The organism is Pseudoalteromonas sp. SR41-4 (genome assembly GCF_014163985.1).
Lineage (GTDB): Bacteria > Pseudomonadota > Gammaproteobacteria > Enterobacterales > Alteromonadaceae > Pseudoalteromonas > Pseudoalteromonas rhizosphaerae.
This window is the reverse complement of the sequence record NZ_JACJEI010000010.1, coordinates 58,391-75,231: the sequence shown is the minus strand read 5'-3', so window position 1 is coordinate 75,231 and position 16,841 is coordinate 58,391. Positions and strand designations below refer to the sequence as shown.

Below are 16,841 nucleotides of genomic sequence, written 5' to 3'. Positions count from 1 at the left end.
TACTATTAACTGCACATGTGTTGCGTTTACTTGGTAATACCTATGGTATTAGAGTCTTGTTTATTCTAGTCAGTTAAACAGTCATTGCTAGGGTTAAAATTTTCTAGCATAACGATGCTGGAAATTATTATCCTGTTATTGGGCTACTTGACTGCTGAATCGTGTACAACCTTAACGCAATTGGTATTAATTAAATGAATTGCACATTTAAGGTGGGCTATCATATACCAGCACAGCTTAAAAATTAAGTTGAAGGCCTTAAAATTAGCCTTTTTTAGTGAATTTTTATTTGTTTAAATGCGTAAAGGCGGTTGTATGACTGTGTGGGTTTTGCGAAATTTGAATTTGTGTCATTTTAGGGACGTTTTGCAAGCTGTAATTGTCGACTGCCCAAGCTAGCATTTGCTCGATATTTAGTTCAAGTAATTCATCTTTGGGCGCCAACCCTAAAAATTCGAATGCACTCAGCAAAGCCGGTTTGGGGTTACTTTTGCTAATAGCTGGGGCATAGTTTTGTTTTGATAATTTAAAATCTGGTTTAGCAACGGCTAATGGTAAATGTGCGTAATGGGGCGCGGTGGCAGCTAATTGTTTAAATAAACTCAATTGGCGTGCGGTTGGTTCAAGCAAGTCTGCGCCGCGTACGACATGAGTGATACCTTGGGCAATATCGTCTGCGACCACCACTAGTTGATAAGCAAATAGCCCATCACTGCGCTTTATTAAGTAATCTTCGTGGGCGAGATCATGAGCTACATTTACCTTACCTTGAATGAGATCATGGTATTGGCATGTAGCATGTTGCTGAATTAACCGCAGTGCGCTGCTGTTCTGACTATACTTTAAATGACGACATTGGCCTTGATAAATACCGCCAAGCGCTTTAATTTCTTTGCGCGAGCAGTGGCAAGCATAAATTAGCTGCTGGTTATTTAGGTTATTAATGGTATGCGCATACAAGTCATGGCGTTGAGTTTGATAGACTACGTCTTCATCCCAGTACAAACCATAGGCTTCTAAGGTATTGAGAATATCCTTAGCGGCGCCGTCTATAACACGTGTGGTGTCGATATCTTCAATACGGACTAACCAAGTACCTTGGTTGCTTTTCGCGTCAAGGTAGCTGCCCACAGCCGCCACAAGAGAACCAAAATGAAGTGGTCCAGAAGGTGACGGCGCAAAGCGACCGCGATAGTTGCGCATAGGCGCAGTAACGGCTGTGGTAGACATTGATTAATTACTAGTAATTAACCACGTCCAGATTGTTTTTCTTTGATTTCCGCAAGCGTTTTACAGTCTACGCATAAGTCAGCTGTAGGACGTGCTTCTAAACGGCGGATACCAATTTCAATCCCGCACGAGTCACAAAAACCAAAATCATCTTCTTTGATTAATTGGATCGTTTTTTCAATTTTTTTGATCAGTTTACGTTCACGGTCACGAGTACGAAGTTCTAAAGAGAACTCTTCTTCTTGTGCTGCGCGGTCAACTGGATCAGGGAAGTTAGCTGCTTCGTCTTGCATATGCGATTTAGTACGGTCAACTTCATTGCGTAAATCGTTGCGCCATGCTTCCAAAATAGTTTTGAAATGAGTGCGTTGTGCATCATTCATATACTCTTCGCCCGGCTTTTCCTGGTATGGTTCTAATCCGGCCTGAGCCAATAACCCTAATTTTTTTTGGTCTGGCATAACTTTCTCCTAAATCCTTAATATAATGCCCAGCATGAGCCGGCGGCTATAAATAACAGAATCCTATGGCCTAGGCAAATTTATTTTTCATTAATTAGTCTTACTTAAACCGCATCAATAAAATTAAAAAAGGTACGATAAGTGGTTTTTACACCGATTACTTTTAAATAAGTGCTTAAAAACTTGCCTTGTTATATGGGCGAAAACCTTAAAAACAAGTCGCTTTTAATTAAAAGTAAGCTTTTCTGTTAGTGTAATTTCAGCGCTCGAAATATCGGCTTTATAAGCAACTACTTCGACACCTTTAGTTATTGCTAAATCAACTAGTTGGGCGTACTTTTCGTCAATGTGGCGTGCCGCACTAACTTGCTTAATCCCTTGATGTAATACAGCAAACAGCAGCACTGCACGGTGGCCTTGTGCAACCATTTCAATTAATTCACGAATATGTTTTTGACCGCGAAGAGTTTCGGCATCAGGGAAGTAACCTTGGCCACTTTGTGGATCATTTTGACTGAGTAAAGTGACAGATTTTACTTCTACATAGCAGTCTGGGCGTTGGGGAGCTGTCAGTAAAAAATCGATACGGCTATTTTCATCACCATATTTAACCTCTGGCTGTATTTTAGTGTAGCCGCTAAGCTCGTTGATTACCGCTGCATGAAGTGCTTCTGCAACGATTTTATTCGCGATTGCCGTATTGACACAGATCAGATGGCCAAACTGGTTTTGTGTCAATTCTAATGAATGAGGATATTTTCTTTTTTGATTGCTACTGGTGGAATAAAAGGCTGCAAAGTCAGGCTCCGCGCAACCAGTCATTTTACCTGTGTTGGCACAATGGGCGGTAAACTCTGAGCCATCGCTAAGGCGTAAATCGGCTAAAAAACGTTTGTAGCGTTTGATTAAAGTAGCGTGTTGGAGTGGCGTTGTATATTTCATTATTTTAGTTATTTGGTCTCAAGCAGTTGGGAAGTTGTTGTGGCTATAGTAAACTCATTGTCACTATTTTAGCGCAAAGAGTATTCTAACATGTCTGAAAAATTTGTTGTTCAATTAAGCGAGCAGGGTGCTGCATCGCATTGGGGCGAAACCGCCACGTTATCTTTTAATGAGCACGGTGCAACGGTTCATTTATCTGAACAAGAAACATTAGTAAATGTACAAAAAGCCGCGCGCAGTATTGCCAATCAAGGCGTTAAAAATGTCGTGCTAGCTGGTGATTGCTGGTGTACAGAAACACAGTGGGCTTTTTATCAAGGGTTTGTATCGCCTAAGTCATTACACGGTGTTGAATTTGCTGAAAATGCTAAAACAGATAGCCAAGAGCTTGCTTCATTACTTCGTTCTGCTACTTGGGCGCGTGAAATGATCAATGGCACGGCGGATGATATCTTCCCTGAAAGTTTAGCTGGTAAAGCTGCTGAATTTATTCAATCACTAGCTCCTGAACACGTGAGCTATCAAATCATCAAAGGTGATGCGCTACTTGAGCAGCAGTGGATTGGTATCCATGCTGTTGGTCGCGGTAGTGAGCGCCCGCCTGTATTACTTGCTCTTGATTACAATCCAACTGGCGATGAAAATGCGCCTGTAGATGCAGCGCTTGTTGGTAAGGGGATTACTTTTGACTCTGGCGGTTATTCAATTAAAGCCAGCGAAGGTATGTTAGGTATGAAGTGCGACATGGGCGGTGCTGCAACGGTTACCGCAGGTTTGGCATTGGCTATTAGTCGCGGTATTAATAAACGAATTAAACTGTTTTTATGCTGTGCTGAGAACCTTATTTCAGGCCATGCATATAAGCTGGGTGATATCCTTACCTATAAAAACGGCACGACAGTTGAGATTGTTAACACTGACGCTGAAGGACGCTTAGTACTTGCTGATGGCTTAATGGCTGCAGCTGAAACCGGTGCACCTTTAATTATTGATGCGGCGACACTAACAGGCGCTGCGCTAGTTGCTGTTGGTCAAGAGTACAATGCCTTATTTGGACTTGATAAAGAGTTTGTACGTGAAGTTGAAGGCTTTGCTGGGCAAGAAATGGAAGGCGCGTGGCCACTTCCACTTGAAAAGTGGCATCAACAAAACTGTCCTTCACCATACGCTGATACAGCTAACAGCCGTGCCCAAAAAGGCGGTGGTTATGGTGGCGCATCAAATGCTGCTGGTTTCTTGTCACGTTTTGTACCAAACGACGGCAAAGGCTGGGTGCATATGGATTTAGCGGCAGCGTTTAATATGGGTAGCACGAGTCAATGGGCTGCGGGCGCGACAACAGTCGGGATGCGCACGGTTGCACGTACTTTACTAGAAAAAGCGTAATCTTAAATATGTTTAAAAAAGCGCCGTTTTAGGCGCTTTTTTGTTGGCTATAAAAATGTAATTACAAACAGAAACAAGCTTTTTTAGTTTATTTGCGCTAAAATCTCGCTCCACTTTTGCATTTCAAGTGATTAAGGTTTGAAGTTATATTTCTTATATTAAAAGCGCTGCTTTTATTTAAGTCGTATTCATAAACTATACTTGAATGATCAACTCACACTGGGAATTCTAATTATGTCAGATAAGTGCTACATCACAGCGCAACAATTGCTTGAAGATTCATTTCGCGTTGCGGCGCAAGTATACCAAGATGGTTTTCGTCCTGATTTTATTATTGGTATTTGGCGTGGGGGTGCCCCAATTGGGATTGCAGTGCAAGAGTATTATGATTATAAGGGCATAGAGACAGATCATATCGCGGTGCGAACTTCATCGTATTACGGTATTAATAAGCAATCTAAAGAAATTAAAGTACATGGCCTACACTACATTATTGAAAATGCTAACGCAGGTGACTCGTTATTGATTGTTGATGATGTATTTGACTCAGGGCGTAGTATTTTTGCACTGAAAGAAAAGCTTTCGGAATTGATGCGTTTAAACTTACCTAAAGATATCCGCATTGCATGCCCGTATTACAAACCAAAAAATTCTAAAGTTGATATGAAACCTGACTACTACATTCATGAATCAGAAGAGTGGTTAGTATTCCCGCATGAACTATCGGGTTTAACACCTGATGAGATCATCGCTGGTAAGACAGATTTAGTAAAAATACACGATATTTTATTAGCAAAATAAATCTATCGAGTAAAAATAAAAAAGGCCTTAATTAGGGTCTGTTGACCTTTGTGGATTGAAATTTGTTCAATCTAGGGGCGATTTAATCGCGGCGCGAGATTTGTAACCTAGTGGGCTAAGTAAAAATCGAGCAAAGCTTCCGCGTCCTGCTCACGCCCCTTACTTACATCCATGTAAGTAACAAAGAGTTAATCGCCCCTAGGCCTTTTTATCTTTTATAATCAGAAGATATTGCAGTAATGCTAAATTACTTAAATTAGCAACTATAGCTGCGAAAAACTATCCACGTAATCGCTAAGTTTATCTAAATCAACCGCTTTGAGTCCATCATTTGAGCGTGCAACTAAACCTCTTTCTACCAGTTCCGATACTACGCGGCGATAGGCTCGCTCTGTGGTGGCAAAACGCTCAGCTTCAGCATTTACCGTTGGGTATGCGCGCAGCAGGGTTGGGTTATTATTTTCGGCACGTAATAAACAGTCTTTGGCGATATTGTAACCCAATGGCAACAATAGTTTATCTAAATTAATTTTTTGGTTTTCTTGAAACTTAGCGGCAATAGTTTGTGCTGTGTATAAACTCAGCTCTGGCTTTTCAAGTAACAGGGCACGCCAGTGCTTTAGTTCTATTAGGTTGTAGCTAACGTCACTGAAGCAGGTAACTGTATAAATGCAGGGGTTATTGTTTAGCGCTTCAATTTCACCAATTAAGGTGTTGTTGCAATCAAGTTGGCCCAGCAGTAAGCGGCGGCCATTACCGACATCATAACTAAACGATACGGTGCCGCTTCTGACTAACACTAATTTTGTAAGAGGTTGATCTTGGTGGATCAGTACTTCTTTTTTAGATTGTTGATAACGGCTGCCAGCAAAGGTTAGTAGCTGGTCGACGAGATAACTAGAAAAATGATATTGAAACATCAACAATGCCCTTCGGACAATTGTCCTATTTATTACATCTTAATGACGTTAGCATTAAGATTCTAAGAATTTACGCTAACTTACTAGCTTAGTTAACTCGGTTAATTAAGCTTAATACCTGATATCCCGTGTAATGATTATTAAAGTGTGCTTTTAGCAGCTTTGGGTTTTTAGTAAGTTAGCTTTTTTATACTATTGCTATATTGTGGAATAACTTTGCCTAAACTACAACATTTGCAATGCTAACCTAAAGTACCGGAGAGAACAAATGAGTTGGGAATATTTGGGGTATTTTGCCTCAGCTTTACTTATTGCCTCTTTAACTATGAGTGATGTGAGCAAACTTCGTTGGTTTAACCTTGCCGGTTGTATTGCTTTCACAGCCTACGGTATTGCGATTGCTGCATGGCCTGTGGCTATCACTAATGGTTTGCTAACCTTCGTAAATATTTATCATTTAATTAAGCTCAAACGTCAACAACAAAAACCGCAATAATAGCGTGGTTTATTGCGCCTTACTCTGGTTATCAATTTGCGCTTTTTGGTAGCGTAATTCACCGCCAATCCATGTTTGATTTACGACAATGGTAAAAATTTCTTGTACTGGCACTTTAAAATAGTCTTTGTCGATTAAAATAAAGTCAGCCCACTTTCCTTGCTCTAAACTACCTAATTTAAATTCTTGATGTGCGGCATACGCAGCACCTAACGTGAATGCTCTGAGTGCATCTTCTCTGCTCAGTGCTTCAGTGACTCGCCAGCCATTAGCGGGTAATTGATTGTGATCTTGGCGAGTAATTGCTGAATACAAACCGTCAAAGGGGTTGGCCAGTTCAACTGGATAATCTGAGCCTGCAGCTACTACTGAGCCTTGCTTTAAAAACGTTTGCCATGCATATGCACCTTGTAATTGTGTATCGCTAAGGCGCTGCTCTGCCATATGCATATCAGAAGTTGCATGCACCGGTTGCATTGATGGAATGATTTTAAGTGCTTTGAAGCGAGGAATATCTGCTGGATCAACTATCTGTGCGTGCTCTATACGGTTACGTAGTAAAATCCCGCCGGTTTTTTTAAATACATTTTGATAGGCATCTAACACAATATGATTTGCTTTATCACCGATGGCATGGGTATTGGCGCTAAAACCATGGTTAAAGCTCAATGTGTACAGCTGTTCTAATTTTTGTTGAGTTTCGAGCATTAAACCTTGGTGATTCTTTCTATCTGCATAATCGGCCAGTAGTGCGGCGCCACGGCTTCCTAACGCACCATCAGCATATATTTTTACACTACGAATAGACATGAAATCGTTAAGATCTTTATAGCGACCGGCTCTGAGCATATCTTCAAGGGACGGATCTGTTGCACTTAGCATTGCAACAATGCGCAGCGGTAAGGTGCCTTGTTCAGCTCTTTGCTTGTAAACTTGCCATGTTTGTTTATCAATCCCAGCATCGTGGGTTGAGGTTATACCTAAGCTGAGCAGATGTTGACCAGCTTGATTTAAGGCATTATTTACGTCTTGATCAGATGGCGTAGGAATATGTGCAGTAATTAAACTTTCGGCCTTATCGACAAAAATACCGCTAGGTTGACCTGCTTGGTTGCGAATAATTTCACCACCTGCTGGTGACTGTACTGTGGGTGTTAATTTGGCTAACTCCATCGCTTTGCTATTAACCCAAATCGCGTGGCTATCGACACGAGAAAGCACCACCGGAACATCTTTGACAACTTTATCTAAGTCAGCAGCAGTAGGAAATTGCTTATTAGGCCACAGTTCTTGATTCCAACCGCGGCCAATAATCCAGCCCCGGTTATTTTTAGCAAATACAGCAAGCTTTTTTTGTATTTCTGCAATCGACGTACTGCCACGTAAATCGAGTTGCGCTAAATTATTACCAAGTCCAATCACATGACCGTGGGCGTCAATTAAACCAGGTAATAAGGTTTGTTGCTCGGCATCAAATACTGCAGCATTAGGGAAACTCGCTTTTAGTTTATCGTCTCCTACTTTTACTACTTTGCCATCTTTAATAACCAGTGTAGAAAATTGCTGTAATTGGCCACTGTAAGTTGGAGTGTAACCATTAGCATTGTAGATCACCGTGGTATCAGCTAGCACAGGTAAAGATAAAGTGATTAAACAGGCGAGTAAGCATTTCATTGTTAGAATTCTTTTTCTGCTTTTGTTAGTTAAACAGTAACAGAGAATACTGAGTCTGCAAATTAAATATAATAAATTATTTATCGTTGTGCATTTCAACTATGCTGATGAATTAGCTATTCATTTATTTGCATATAGAGTAAATTCAGACAGTGATAATCTACCATCTTTATCGCGGTCATAGTTTTTAAAACGAGACCACAGGGCAGGATCTTTTGCTGACTCTGAACGCGTGATAAGACCGTCGTTATCGCGGTCTAAGTTTTTGAATTGTTCTGCTATATTATCAGTTGTTGCAAAACTGCAACAGCTACTGACAAATAACAAACTTAGTCCCAGTTGTGTACAAAATTTCATTGGGGAAACTCGTTAATCTAGATTATTAGTTAAAAAACGCTTAAATTCAGATAGGGAAATTTTATTGTCTTGGTTTTTGTCCCAACGTTTAAAGTTACTCAACAATTGTGGTTGTGGTTCAAGCTCATTATGCGTTAAATAGCCATCTTTATTGCTATCTAAATGATCAAAACGTTGTTTTACATCCAGTGCCATTGCGCTAAAACTAGTGGCTAGCGACACACTTAATATTATTAATATGATTTTCATTATTTACATCCTACCAACAAAAAGAATAAAGCATTTGCCATAATTTAAATCCCAACATTAAATCCGTTTACACATTCCCTCCGGGATTATGGCAAATACTTTAAAGCCTTTTAAAATTTAAACTTTGCGAACTCTTGCTCAGATAATTGCTCGTCGTTATTATCATCAAGATCAGTAAACTGCTTTAATAGCGTGTTGTTTTGCTTGGCTTCAAGTAATGAAATTTGTCCGTCAGAGTCGGTATCTAATTGCGCAAACTTAACATTTAATTGTGATGCTAAAACAGTGGCGCTAATGACTAAAAACATCAGTGAAAAAGCGGCGATAAGTTGTTTCATAGCAGTGTTTCCTTTGGGAAATTTATTGCAAAAATTGTTTAAACTCAGCAAATGAAATTTGACCATTTTGATCTTTGTCAATTTGCTCAAAACTTTCGTGTAATACCGCATCTTCAGATGCTTCTGCTTCACTCAATGTGCCATTACTGTCTTTATCAAGTTCTGCGAAGGTGGCCTCGACATCAATGGCAAAGCTGTTAAAGCTAAGCAGTAGGCTGGTGCATAAGCACAGCGGTGTTAATATTTTCATATTATTTCCTTATAAACAGTCGTTGATACGGATATTACAAGAACGATGCCAATTTTTTTATTGTATAAATATCAGTGGTTTAATTTTTTGGCATGATAATAAGTGGGAAAAAATGACCGAGCAGTGTGTCTTTTTTGCAACAACTTTTAACGGGTATTCATTAAGTTTTTAAAAAACAGTTGGTTAAGTTGTTTCAATTTAGCGTCAGTCGCTTTATATAGCGCTACACAGTTCGCCTTATTCATTATTCTTATTGATTCAGCTAGTGTATAAGTAACACCTTCCATAATCAGACTTTTAACTAAAGGAGTGGCGATAGTGGCCTCATTCGCTAAAAAGTACAGTGCATTACTTAGTTGGCGACCCAATTTAATAGGCCAGTTTTTGTTTAGTACTTTGTTATCGCTGCTGCCATTATCACTGGTAGTGATTGTATTTTTAAATGCGCTGAATAAACAGCTAGCAGTAACTCAGCAAATCGTCAGTGAAAATTATCAAATTACCAAGTCATTTAATAACCTTAAGCAAGACCTCAATAGCTTAGAGCGCGCAACGCGACAAAACTGGGTGCTGAAAAGCGAATCACTCGATGAATTGATTGTTGATAAGTGGCAATCATCACTACAAAGCATTGATGAACTAACTTTTATAAGTTCTACGGGGGAGTATATTAAGCAATGGCAGCAACTCGCACAGGTATTGCAATTAGCGCATACTCAACTCGTTACTGAAGGACAACAAGATGCGCAATTGTTTATTCCTGTGAGTGAATTAATTGCGCGTCAAACGGTGTGGCTAAGAGATCAAAATGAGCTGCAAATAACTAAAAATCAGCAACAGTTAAAAGCTTTGCAAAGCTCATTTATCAATTGGTTAATAGCACTTATCCCATTAACTTTACTAGTAGGTGGTGGTTTTTTATGGCGTATAAGTGGTCGCTTAAAAGGATTAACGTCGGTTATTGATAAGCTTGGGCAAGGTCATTGGCAACAAAAAATAGCTGTACAAGGCTCTGCTGAGTTGGTTGAACTAGGAAATAAATTACAATGGGTGCAAGAGCAGTTGCATCAATTAGAGCAACAAAAAGATACTTTTTTACGCCATGTTACCCATGAATTGAAAACTCCATTAGCGTCAATGGTTGAGGGTACTGACTTACTCGCCGATGAAATCGTTGGGCCAATTAACAAAGAGCAGCAAGCGGTGTTGGCGTTAATTACCCAGAGCATGGTGCGTTTGCGCGCTATGATCGATAGTTTACTTAGTTACAATGCGATTCGCAGCAGCAAAGAAGACTTAAGTGAGCTGGAATTCTCGCAATTAATAACCAAGATAAACAGCCATTTTGAACATCGTTTAGTGGCGCGTAAGCAAAGCTTATGTTGGCATTGTGAGTTACCCGAGCAACCACTGGAAATTGCTGCAGAGCTTGTTGAAATGATCTTAATTCAGTTGATCTCTAATGGCTTAAAGTTTTCACCAGCAGGACAGGCGGTCAATATTGCTCTGTCATTAGCTGGTCGTACTTTGACTATGAGCGTTAGCGATCAAGGCACCGGTATTAAAGAGCAAGAGAAATCACATATATTCAGTGCCTTTTATCAAGGTAAGAATGCTAAAGATATAACCGCTCAAGGTAGTGGCTTAGGGCTTACCATTGTAAAAGAGTCTGTTGAGCAATTGATGGGTACTTTACACGTTGAGCATAATGAGCCACAAGGCTGTCGTTTTATAATTCAAATCCCAATCATCCCTCCAACCAATAAAAACCAAGGAGTTAATTAGCATGGGCGTGCGTTTAAATGCCATTTTAGTGGTTTGCATTACAACCTTAGGGCTCGCAGGGTGTGAGTTAACTGAGCAGCCAGTAAATAAAAGCAACCCTGAAGCTGAACAAGCGGGTAAGGTGACTACACCACAAGGGGATAGTTTACCAAATCCGAAACCTAGGCCGAAAACCGATCCTATGTATGCACCTGCCGAAACGGTCATTGGTTGGCATGCAAAGTCGTGCGGTGGTTTTCAAGTGGCAGCGAGTAAAACGGTTTATATTGGTGCTAAAGAGCTTCAGAATTATTTTGATTTTAGTTGCAAAAATAATGTATTAGCACCGGAAAAAGTATTAACGCAGCTGCTAAAACTGGATCAAGCTTATTATTGGCCAGATGATATAAAACAGTATTTATGGCTGCAAAAACAACAAATAAAACAGCAGATCAACGCTAAAAAACAGCAGCAAGCGCTGAATAATAAAATGCAAGAAACCCTGTCATCACTGGCAGCCATCGAGCAGCAACTATTACTACGCGAAGAAACTAAGGAGCAGTAATTATGTCAACAGAGCAAAACCAAGGCGCGCGAATTTTACTGGTCGATGATGATGCAAGTTTATTAAAACTATTGGCTATTCGCATAGAATCTAAAGGCTATAAAGTGACTACCTGCGAAAGCGGTATCGCTGCGCTACAGTTATTAAAAAATAATGTGTTTGATGCTGTGGTTACAGACTTACGCATGGATGAAATGGATGGTATGGCATTACACCGTCAGTTACAAAATCGCTACCCAGCGCTGCCAGTGTTGATGATGACAGCTCATGGGTCTATTCCTGATGCTGTTGAAGCGACGAAGCAAGGTATTTTTGCCTTTATTACTAAACCGGTAGATAAAGATGAGTTATTTGATAGTTTAGCAAAAGCGATTGAAATTCATGGTCTCAGTGCCGATGAAAGCGCATCAAACAGCAATATAGTGACCCGCAGTGGTGCTATGCTGCATTTACTTGAGCAAGTTAAATTACTAGGTCCGACTCAGGTCAATGTGCTGATCTCGGGGGCCAGTGGTACAGGTAAAGAGTTACTAGCTAATGCTATTCATCAACATAGCCATGTTAGTGAAGGTCCGTTTGTCGCAATAAACTGTGGTGCGGTACCGGGTGAATTACTCGAATCAGAACTATTCGGTCACAAAAAAGGGGCTTTTACGGGCGCGATTAAAGACCACCAAGGGCTATTTCAGCAAGCGCAAGGCGGTACTTTATTTTTAGATGAAATCGGTGATATGCCACTTAATTTACAAGTTAAGTTACTGCGCGTATTACAAGAAAAAACTATTCGCCCTGTGGGCTTTGAAGAAGAAATTCCAATTGATGTGCGGATTGTATCAGCAACTCATAAAAACTTGCCTGATGCGATTGCTAATCAGCAATTTCGCGAAGATTTATACTATCGCTTAAATGTTGTGAATCTTAAATTGCCACCACTGTGTGAGCGCAGAGAAGACGTTAGTTTATTAGCACAGTATTTTAGCGCTACCATTGCTAAACGTATGGATCAAAAAGAAAAGCGTTTCGCCAATGATGCGATGCATGCATTAGTACGTCACGATTGGCCGGGTAATATTCGCCAGTTACAAAATGTAGTAGAGCAGGTTGTCGCACTTACCCCAGGTGAAGTAATATCAGCACAGCTGGTTGAAAGTGCGCTTAATAGTAATACCAACAATGTTGAGCCGCTTTCACTTAACGATGCTAAAAAAGAATTTGAGCGTGATTATGTGATTAATGCTTTAAAGATGGCTGGCGGTAACGTGGCTGAAGGGGCAAAACTAGCTAAGCGTAATCGCTCAGATTTTTATAAGTTGATCAAAAAACACAACATTGACGTTGATACTATTTGTTAGGAGAGAAAATGCAGTTATTTATGGTGTATTTAGGTGGGCGTATTCAGGGCTGCCATATTGAAATGCATGATGTTCGTTTTGTTGTTGGGGAATCGATTGAACAAACTTACTCAAAATTAAAAGCGCAGTGGGTCGGTGATAAAAGTAGCGTGCACATGGACAGCTATATGGCGGTAAATCACATTGATGGCTTTGCAGTAACCGTGGTTGATGAACCCGTGGCCCAATCGCAGCAGTTATACTTTGTAAATTTAGGAGCGTATCGTGCTGATAGCTTAGCTGAGCAGCATGACTTTGCGTTATATGTAGCAAGTAGTAGCGACGAAGCTAAACAAAGAGCAAAAGAGGATTTACTAGCTGGTTTAAGTCATATTCATAAAGATGACTTACATGATGTAGATGATTGCTTTGCAATTGACTTGCTCGACAGTCAATTACATATCAAGCTAACCCCGAGCGAGCAATCTCAAGCGATTAAGCCCGATTGGTTTGGTTACCATATATTATAAATAATCAAGAGAGTGTGTAGTGCAAGCGTTAGCCGTTATCACTTTGTTCTGCACGCTCTTTGTCTTCACTGTTACTGGCAATTTTAAAAGCGATAATCACTAAGCCAAACATAGCAAAAGGTAACGCAGCAAGCATATACTCGGTAACATTGCTATCTTGGAAGCTGGCTTGTAGTAAAAAATGCCCAGCAATACACAGTAAAATAACAATTAGTAAGATCGGTAATAAAATAAGTTCTTTTTTAGCAGAATGAGTTTTCATTATTAGGCAGTACTTTTACAAGGTGCGCCATTGTAATGAGCAAACCGCTTTTAGGTCAAACAACTAGGCTGATAAATTACTTTTGATTGTGTTATGTCATGTTTTTCAGTATCAGAGTTAGGTTCGCTACTGTTTAACTCATCACTATCTTCATAGCTGTATAAATCAAAAATAAAATCAATTTCTTCACGTTTCAGTATCGCTTGCATATTGCCTCCTATCTTATCAACTTAGTTAAGTAGTAAGCATATGTCTGCGCGACTGAATTGTAAGTGAACATTAACCGTACAAAATGTGTATAAATGTAATCCTTAATTATTATTAATAGGCAGTCGAACGGTAAAAGTCACACCATCAGCTTGTTGATTATTAGCCGCGCTAACTGTGCCTTTATGGTATTCACATACCAAACGTACTATATAAAGCCCTAAACCCAAGTGTGGTTGCTGCTGCAGTTGTTGACTACGTACCGACACCATTGAATCAAAAATATGCTCTGTTAATCCCTCGGGTAAAAGTGGACCTAGATTACTGACACATAACAGGGCTTCATTATCATGTTGATCAAGGCTGACACTTATAGCGCTATCTTCAACACTAAACTCTAAGGCATTATTGATTAGTTTATCTAGCAACTGAGCAATAAACTCAGGCGCGCCGCTAAGTAGTAATGGTTGCGGACAAATATTAAGGCTAAATTGTTGCTTTGCATAGGTTAGCTGGTAGCCTTGCATACAACCATTGATCACATTTCGCAAATCAAATGGTTCAGCTTCAGCGCTTTGAATACTTTGCTCAAGGCGAGTTGCTTCGCTCATGGTGGTGATTATTTTACCTAAACGCTCGACCCCTTCACTGGCACGATCAAGGTATTTTTGGCTCAGCTCACTTTGTGGCTGCATTTGTAAGTTTTCAAGGGAACTACGTACGACCGCAACGGGTGTTCTGAGTTCGTGAGATAATCGTGACGACATGGTTTCTAAATAGTTAGTGTAACCACCTAAGCGACTTACAATATTTGCAAAACTGCGAGATAAATCGCCAATTTCATCGTTTGAATCGCTGTAATTAATAGTGCCAGTTACTCGCCCTTGAGCATCAATGGCTTGCTCTGCGGTATCTCTTAAGCGACGAATACGACTGGATATCCTTGATGCAAAAAAGAATAACGTTACTGTGCCTATTAGCATCACTGCTAAAATCACATTAAATAGTTTCTCTAACGATTTGTTGCGTAATGTGCGAACACCATTGGTAGTCTCTTCGGCCACTACAGCACCAATGACCTTATCTTGGATCCAAATAGGATATGCGGCTGATAAAATAACCGCTTTGTTATCTGGAGTGAGTCGCCAAGACGATGCTGGTGTGCCACTGAGTGCTTTACCTATATGTGTGCCTTGCATTGCTGCGACATCGTGCAATGTATCTAAAAATTCATTTTCAGGGCGGGTAAGTACTTTATAGTAAAGTGGATGTAAGTAGTTTTTCTCAAATCGTTGCCACCAGGTTTTTGCTGGCTGGTCGTTAAGCCCATCAGCCCAAACGCCGTCGGCATGATGAATTGATCCCGACTGTGCTAACACGCGGTGATGATTATCAACCACCCAAATTCGGCTGCCGCTGTGACCCATACCTTTTAATATACGATTTATTTCAGGGGAGGGCACCAGCACTGAGCCAATATCATTGGGGTTTTGTAAGTTTGAAGTCGACATAGTCTGTGGCTCAGGCTTGCCTTGATCCCAATCTTCAATCGCAAAGCCGAGCTTATTGCCAAGCATAGTTAGCGGAAACCGCAACTCTATGTTGTAGCCAGTCTCTGTACTGACAAAATAGCCTTGAATTTTTGTTATTGGGGTTTTGCTTTGTGCGTCAAATGCGTTGATCCAGCCATCTTGGCGAGCGGCAACAATATAGTGCTTAAATTCCCCTTGTGGGTTTTTTAACATGATCTGTAAGTGATCATTACGGGTTAAACTTAGGGTGTTTTTAGCGCGATAAACCACCGAGTCATCGGTAACTTTAAATACTGCATATAAAAAGTTTTCATATTTACCAACCATATGCTCAAACGATAAGTCCTCAAGCTGATGGTCTGGTTTATTAGTTTGTAAATAGCGCTCGTCGTAATGCCAAAAAAGACTTTGATAAGGCTGCCAGTCCGACAGTTTGCCATCAAGTTGAATGGGGTTACTAAGGTTATAGGCGTAGAGATCACGGCCTTTTATAACCTGATCTAAAAAATTGGTTTGCGAGTCAAATAATGCTGGGCGCTCATGCAGGGCCGTGGCGAGTGCTCGAGTAGTGCCGACTAAGGTTTTTTCTTGACCTTGGCGCAGAAATTTTTCCATTTCCCACACGTATTCATAGCCAAGCCAAGGCAGTAAAAATAAAAAACACGACAGCAATATAAATTTACTGCGCAAACCAAAACGCAGCATTACACTTGCTCCCAGCGATAACCCATACCGTACACGGTATCTATACAATCAAAGTCAGTATCTAAAGCGATAAATTTTTTGCGAATACGTTTAACATGAGAAGTGATAGTGCTGTCATCAACGTAAATCTTTGCATCACTCATTAGTTCGTTACGGCTTTTTACATGCCCAGGGCGCTGTGCCAGTGAATGCAGCATCCAAAATTCAGTTACGGTTAAATCGACTATTTGCTGCTGCCAAAATACTTGCATGCGTTTAGTATCAAGCGTGAGCGGGCCGCGATTGAGTAAAGCATTTTGATCAGCGGGTTGCTCGAGTGCTTCCATACGTCGAAACAGTGCACCGATACGAGCCGCCAAATGCGCCATGCTGATATCTTTAGTGAGATAGTCATCAGCGCCCATGCGTAGGCCACACACAGTATCTATTTCGCTGTCGCGGGCGGTTAAAAAAATAATCGGCAAGGTTTTAGAAAGCGAACGCAGAGTTTGGCATAGTAAGAAACCGCCATCAATTTCATGACCTAAACCAATATCGACAATCGCTAAGTCTGGTAGTGCGTCATTAAAAGCATGCTCTGCACTTTGACGGTTGCTATAGCCGCTGACCAGATAACCCTGCGCGCTGAGCATTTCCATGTAATTTTCGCGGATCGCGGGTTCGTCTTCAATAATTGCAATCTTCTTCATTTACAGCACCTTCTTATATTCTAGTTGCACTATACCTAATTTTTTTGCTTTCGCACTGGCGAAAAAGCAATTGCCTTTTTTTTGCCACAATTGCTCAGCAGTTTGCCTTTTTTGCTCCCCTTTGTTGCCACTTGAGCTTGCTTTAATGGCGT

General features: G+C 40.5%; 20 protein-coding genes. 7 read left to right on the top strand and 13 right to left on the bottom strand.

Annotated elements, in window-relative coordinates:
• Window positions 1-285: 285 nt before the first annotated feature.
• The 3 genes from gluQRS to sfsA form a co-directional block, all read right to left on the bottom strand.
• Window positions 286-1,230 carry a tRNA glutamyl-Q(34) synthetase GluQRS gene (gene gluQRS, locus H5180_RS10300; protein ID WP_182758181.1) on the bottom strand — a complete coding sequence of 315 codons (945 nt, stop codon included), beginning with the start codon at window positions 1,228-1,230 and terminating at the stop codon, window positions 286-288.
• Window positions 1,231-1,247: 17 nt separating this feature from the next.
• Window positions 1,248-1,691, bottom strand: coding sequence for an RNA polymerase-binding protein DksA (gene dksA, locus H5180_RS10295; protein ID WP_145235383.1), 444 nt, complete (start codon window positions 1,689-1,691; stop codon window positions 1,248-1,250).
• A gap of 225 nt (window positions 1,692-1,916) precedes the next feature.
• Window positions 1,917-2,633 (bottom strand): DNA/RNA nuclease SfsA, encoded by a 717-nt coding sequence (gene sfsA, locus H5180_RS10290; protein WP_182758180.1) that lies wholly within the window; start codon window positions 2,631-2,633, stop codon window positions 1,917-1,919.
• Window positions 2,634-2,723: 90 nt separating this feature from the next.
• Between sfsA and pepB the strand changes: the two genes are divergently transcribed.
• Entirely contained in the window at window positions 2,724-4,019 is a 1,296-nt protein-coding gene (pepB, locus tag H5180_RS10285) for an aminopeptidase PepB (RefSeq protein WP_145235388.1), read from the top strand.
• A 234-nt stretch (window positions 4,020-4,253) separates the two neighbouring features.
• Window positions 4,254-4,820 carry a phosphoribosyltransferase gene (locus H5180_RS10280; RefSeq protein ID WP_145235390.1) on the top strand — a complete coding sequence of 189 codons (567 nt, stop codon included), beginning with the start codon at window positions 4,254-4,256 and terminating at the stop codon, window positions 4,818-4,820.
• Between the two features lie 263 nt (window positions 4,821-5,083).
• Here the strand turns inward: H5180_RS10280 and H5180_RS10275 are convergent, their stop codons facing one another.
• Window positions 5,084-5,740: a Crp/Fnr family transcriptional regulator gene (locus tag H5180_RS10275; protein WP_145235393.1), complete on the bottom strand. Its 657-nt coding sequence runs from the start codon at window positions 5,738-5,740 to the stop codon at window positions 5,084-5,086.
• 268 nt (window positions 5,741-6,008) lie between these two features.
• Here H5180_RS10275 and H5180_RS10270 point away from each other — a divergent pair, with 268 nt between their 5' ends.
• Window positions 6,009-6,236, top strand: coding sequence for a YgjV family protein (locus H5180_RS10270; protein ID WP_145235395.1), 228 nt, complete (start codon window positions 6,009-6,011; stop codon window positions 6,234-6,236).
• A 9-nt stretch (window positions 6,237-6,245) separates the two neighbouring features.
• Here H5180_RS10270 and H5180_RS10265 read toward each other — a convergent pair whose 3' ends face one another.
• The 5 genes from H5180_RS10265 to H5180_RS10245 form a co-directional block, all read right to left on the bottom strand.
• Entirely contained in the window at window positions 6,246-7,910 is a 1,665-nt protein-coding gene (locus H5180_RS10265) for an amidohydrolase (RefSeq protein WP_182731800.1), read from the bottom strand.
• 120 nt (window positions 7,911-8,030) lie between these two features.
• Window positions 8,031-8,267, bottom strand: coding sequence for an EF-hand domain-containing protein (locus H5180_RS10260; RefSeq protein WP_145235400.1), 237 nt, complete (start codon window positions 8,265-8,267; stop codon window positions 8,031-8,033).
• A gap of 12 nt (window positions 8,268-8,279) precedes the next feature.
• Window positions 8,280-8,516: an EF-hand domain-containing protein gene (locus H5180_RS10255; RefSeq protein WP_145235402.1), complete on the bottom strand. Its 237-nt coding sequence runs from the start codon at window positions 8,514-8,516 to the stop codon at window positions 8,280-8,282.
• Between the two features lie 110 nt (window positions 8,517-8,626).
• Window positions 8,627-8,854, bottom strand: a complete 228-nt coding sequence (locus H5180_RS10250; RefSeq protein ID WP_145235404.1) for a hypothetical protein — start codon at window positions 8,852-8,854, stop codon at window positions 8,627-8,629.
• Between the two features lie 22 nt (window positions 8,855-8,876).
• On the bottom strand, window positions 8,877-9,104 hold the full coding sequence (locus tag H5180_RS10245) for an EF-hand domain-containing protein (protein ID WP_182758179.1): 228 nt from the start codon (window positions 9,102-9,104) through the stop codon (window positions 8,877-8,879).
• A 315-nt stretch (window positions 9,105-9,419) separates the two neighbouring features.
• Between H5180_RS10245 and H5180_RS10240 the strand changes: the two genes are divergently transcribed.
• The 4 genes from H5180_RS10240 to H5180_RS10225 are packed head-to-tail and all read left to right on the top strand — an operon-like array spanning window position 9,420 to window position 13,294.
• On the top strand, window positions 9,420-10,889 hold the full coding sequence (locus H5180_RS10240) for a HAMP domain-containing sensor histidine kinase (protein WP_182731803.1): 1,470 nt from the start codon (window positions 9,420-9,422) through the stop codon (window positions 10,887-10,889).
• Window position 10,890: 1 nt separating this feature from the next.
• Window positions 10,891-11,433 (top strand): hypothetical protein, encoded by a 543-nt coding sequence (locus tag H5180_RS10235; RefSeq protein ID WP_145235408.1) that lies wholly within the window; start codon window positions 10,891-10,893, stop codon window positions 11,431-11,433.
• A 2-nt stretch (window positions 11,434-11,435) separates the two neighbouring features.
• A complete protein-coding gene (locus tag H5180_RS10230) occupies window positions 11,436-12,785 on the top strand; it encodes a sigma 54-interacting transcriptional regulator (RefSeq protein WP_182758178.1) in 1,350 nt (449 codons plus the stop codon).
• An 8-nt stretch (window positions 12,786-12,793) separates the two neighbouring features.
• The gene (locus tag H5180_RS10225) at window positions 12,794-13,294 is read left to right on the top strand and encodes a DUF1543 domain-containing protein (protein ID WP_145235413.1); all 501 of its coding nucleotides are present in this window, start codon (window positions 12,794-12,796) and stop codon (window positions 13,292-13,294) included.
• A 28-nt stretch (window positions 13,295-13,322) separates the two neighbouring features.
• On the opposite strand, the gene H5180_RS10220 is transcribed toward H5180_RS10225, so the two are convergent.
• The 4 genes from H5180_RS10220 to pdsR form a co-directional block, all read right to left on the bottom strand.
• Window positions 13,323-13,556, bottom strand: coding sequence for a hypothetical protein (locus tag H5180_RS10220; RefSeq protein WP_145235415.1), 234 nt, complete (start codon window positions 13,554-13,556; stop codon window positions 13,323-13,325).
• A gap of 50 nt (window positions 13,557-13,606) precedes the next feature.
• The gene (locus H5180_RS10215) at window positions 13,607-13,765 is read right to left on the bottom strand and encodes a hypothetical protein (RefSeq protein WP_179959192.1); all 159 of its coding nucleotides are present in this window, start codon (window positions 13,763-13,765) and stop codon (window positions 13,607-13,609) included.
• Between the two features lie 102 nt (window positions 13,766-13,867).
• Window positions 13,868-16,000, bottom strand: a complete 2,133-nt coding sequence (pdsS, locus tag H5180_RS10210; protein WP_182758177.1) for a proteobacterial dedicated sortase system histidine kinase — start codon at window positions 15,998-16,000, stop codon at window positions 13,868-13,870.
• On the bottom strand, window positions 16,000-16,689 hold the full coding sequence (gene pdsR, locus H5180_RS10205; RefSeq protein WP_145235419.1) for a proteobacterial dedicated sortase system response regulator: 690 nt from the start codon (window positions 16,687-16,689) through the stop codon (window positions 16,000-16,002). Before pdsR ends, pdsS begins: the two co-directional genes overlap by 1 nt.
• Window positions 16,690-16,841 lie beyond the last annotated feature (152 nt).

Coding starts and splice junctions, on each gene's coding strand:
- gluQRS (WP_182758181.1), bottom strand. CDS start 1,230: ATGTCTACCACAGCCGTTACTGCGCCTATGCGCAACTATCGCGGTCGC.
- dksA (WP_145235383.1), bottom strand. CDS start 1,691: ATGCCAGACCAAAAAAAATTAGGGTTATTGGCTCAGGCCGGATTAGAA.
- sfsA (WP_182758180.1), bottom strand. CDS start 2,633: ATGAAATATACAACGCCACTCCAACACGCTACTTTAATCAAACGCTAC.
- pepB (WP_145235388.1), top strand. CDS start 2,724: ATGTCTGAAAAATTTGTTGTTCAATTAAGCGAGCAGGGTGCTGCATCG.
- H5180_RS10280 (WP_145235390.1), top strand. CDS start 4,254: ATGTCAGATAAGTGCTACATCACAGCGCAACAATTGCTTGAAGATTCA.
- H5180_RS10275 (WP_145235393.1), bottom strand. CDS start 5,740: ATGTTTCAATATCATTTTTCTAGTTATCTCGTCGACCAGCTACTAACC.
- H5180_RS10270 (WP_145235395.1), top strand. CDS start 6,009: ATGAGTTGGGAATATTTGGGGTATTTTGCCTCAGCTTTACTTATTGCC.
- H5180_RS10265 (WP_182731800.1), bottom strand. CDS start 7,910: ATGAAATGCTTACTCGCCTGTTTAATCACTTTATCTTTACCTGTGCTA.
- H5180_RS10260 (WP_145235400.1), bottom strand. CDS start 8,267: ATGAAATTTTGTACACAACTGGGACTAAGTTTGTTATTTGTCAGTAGC.
- H5180_RS10255 (WP_145235402.1), bottom strand. CDS start 8,516: ATGAAAATCATATTAATAATATTAAGTGTGTCGCTAGCCACTAGTTTT.
- H5180_RS10250 (WP_145235404.1), bottom strand. CDS start 8,854: ATGAAACAACTTATCGCCGCTTTTTCACTGATGTTTTTAGTCATTAGC.
- H5180_RS10245 (WP_182758179.1), bottom strand. CDS start 9,104: ATGAAAATATTAACACCGCTGTGCTTATGCACCAGCCTACTGCTTAGC.
- H5180_RS10235 (WP_145235408.1), top strand. CDS start 10,891: ATGGGCGTGCGTTTAAATGCCATTTTAGTGGTTTGCATTACAACCTTA.
- H5180_RS10230 (WP_182758178.1), top strand. CDS start 11,436: ATGTCAACAGAGCAAAACCAAGGCGCGCGAATTTTACTGGTCGATGAT.
- H5180_RS10225 (WP_145235413.1), top strand. CDS start 12,794: ATGCAGTTATTTATGGTGTATTTAGGTGGGCGTATTCAGGGCTGCCAT.
- H5180_RS10220 (WP_145235415.1), bottom strand. CDS start 13,556: ATGAAAACTCATTCTGCTAAAAAAGAACTTATTTTATTACCGATCTTA.
- H5180_RS10215 (WP_179959192.1), bottom strand. CDS start 13,765: ATGCAAGCGATACTGAAACGTGAAGAAATTGATTTTATTTTTGATTTA.
- pdsS (WP_182758177.1), bottom strand. CDS start 16,000: ATGCTGCGTTTTGGTTTGCGCAGTAAATTTATATTGCTGTCGTGTTTT.
- pdsR (WP_145235419.1), bottom strand. CDS start 16,689: ATGAAGAAGATTGCAATTATTGAAGACGAACCCGCGATCCGCGAAAAT.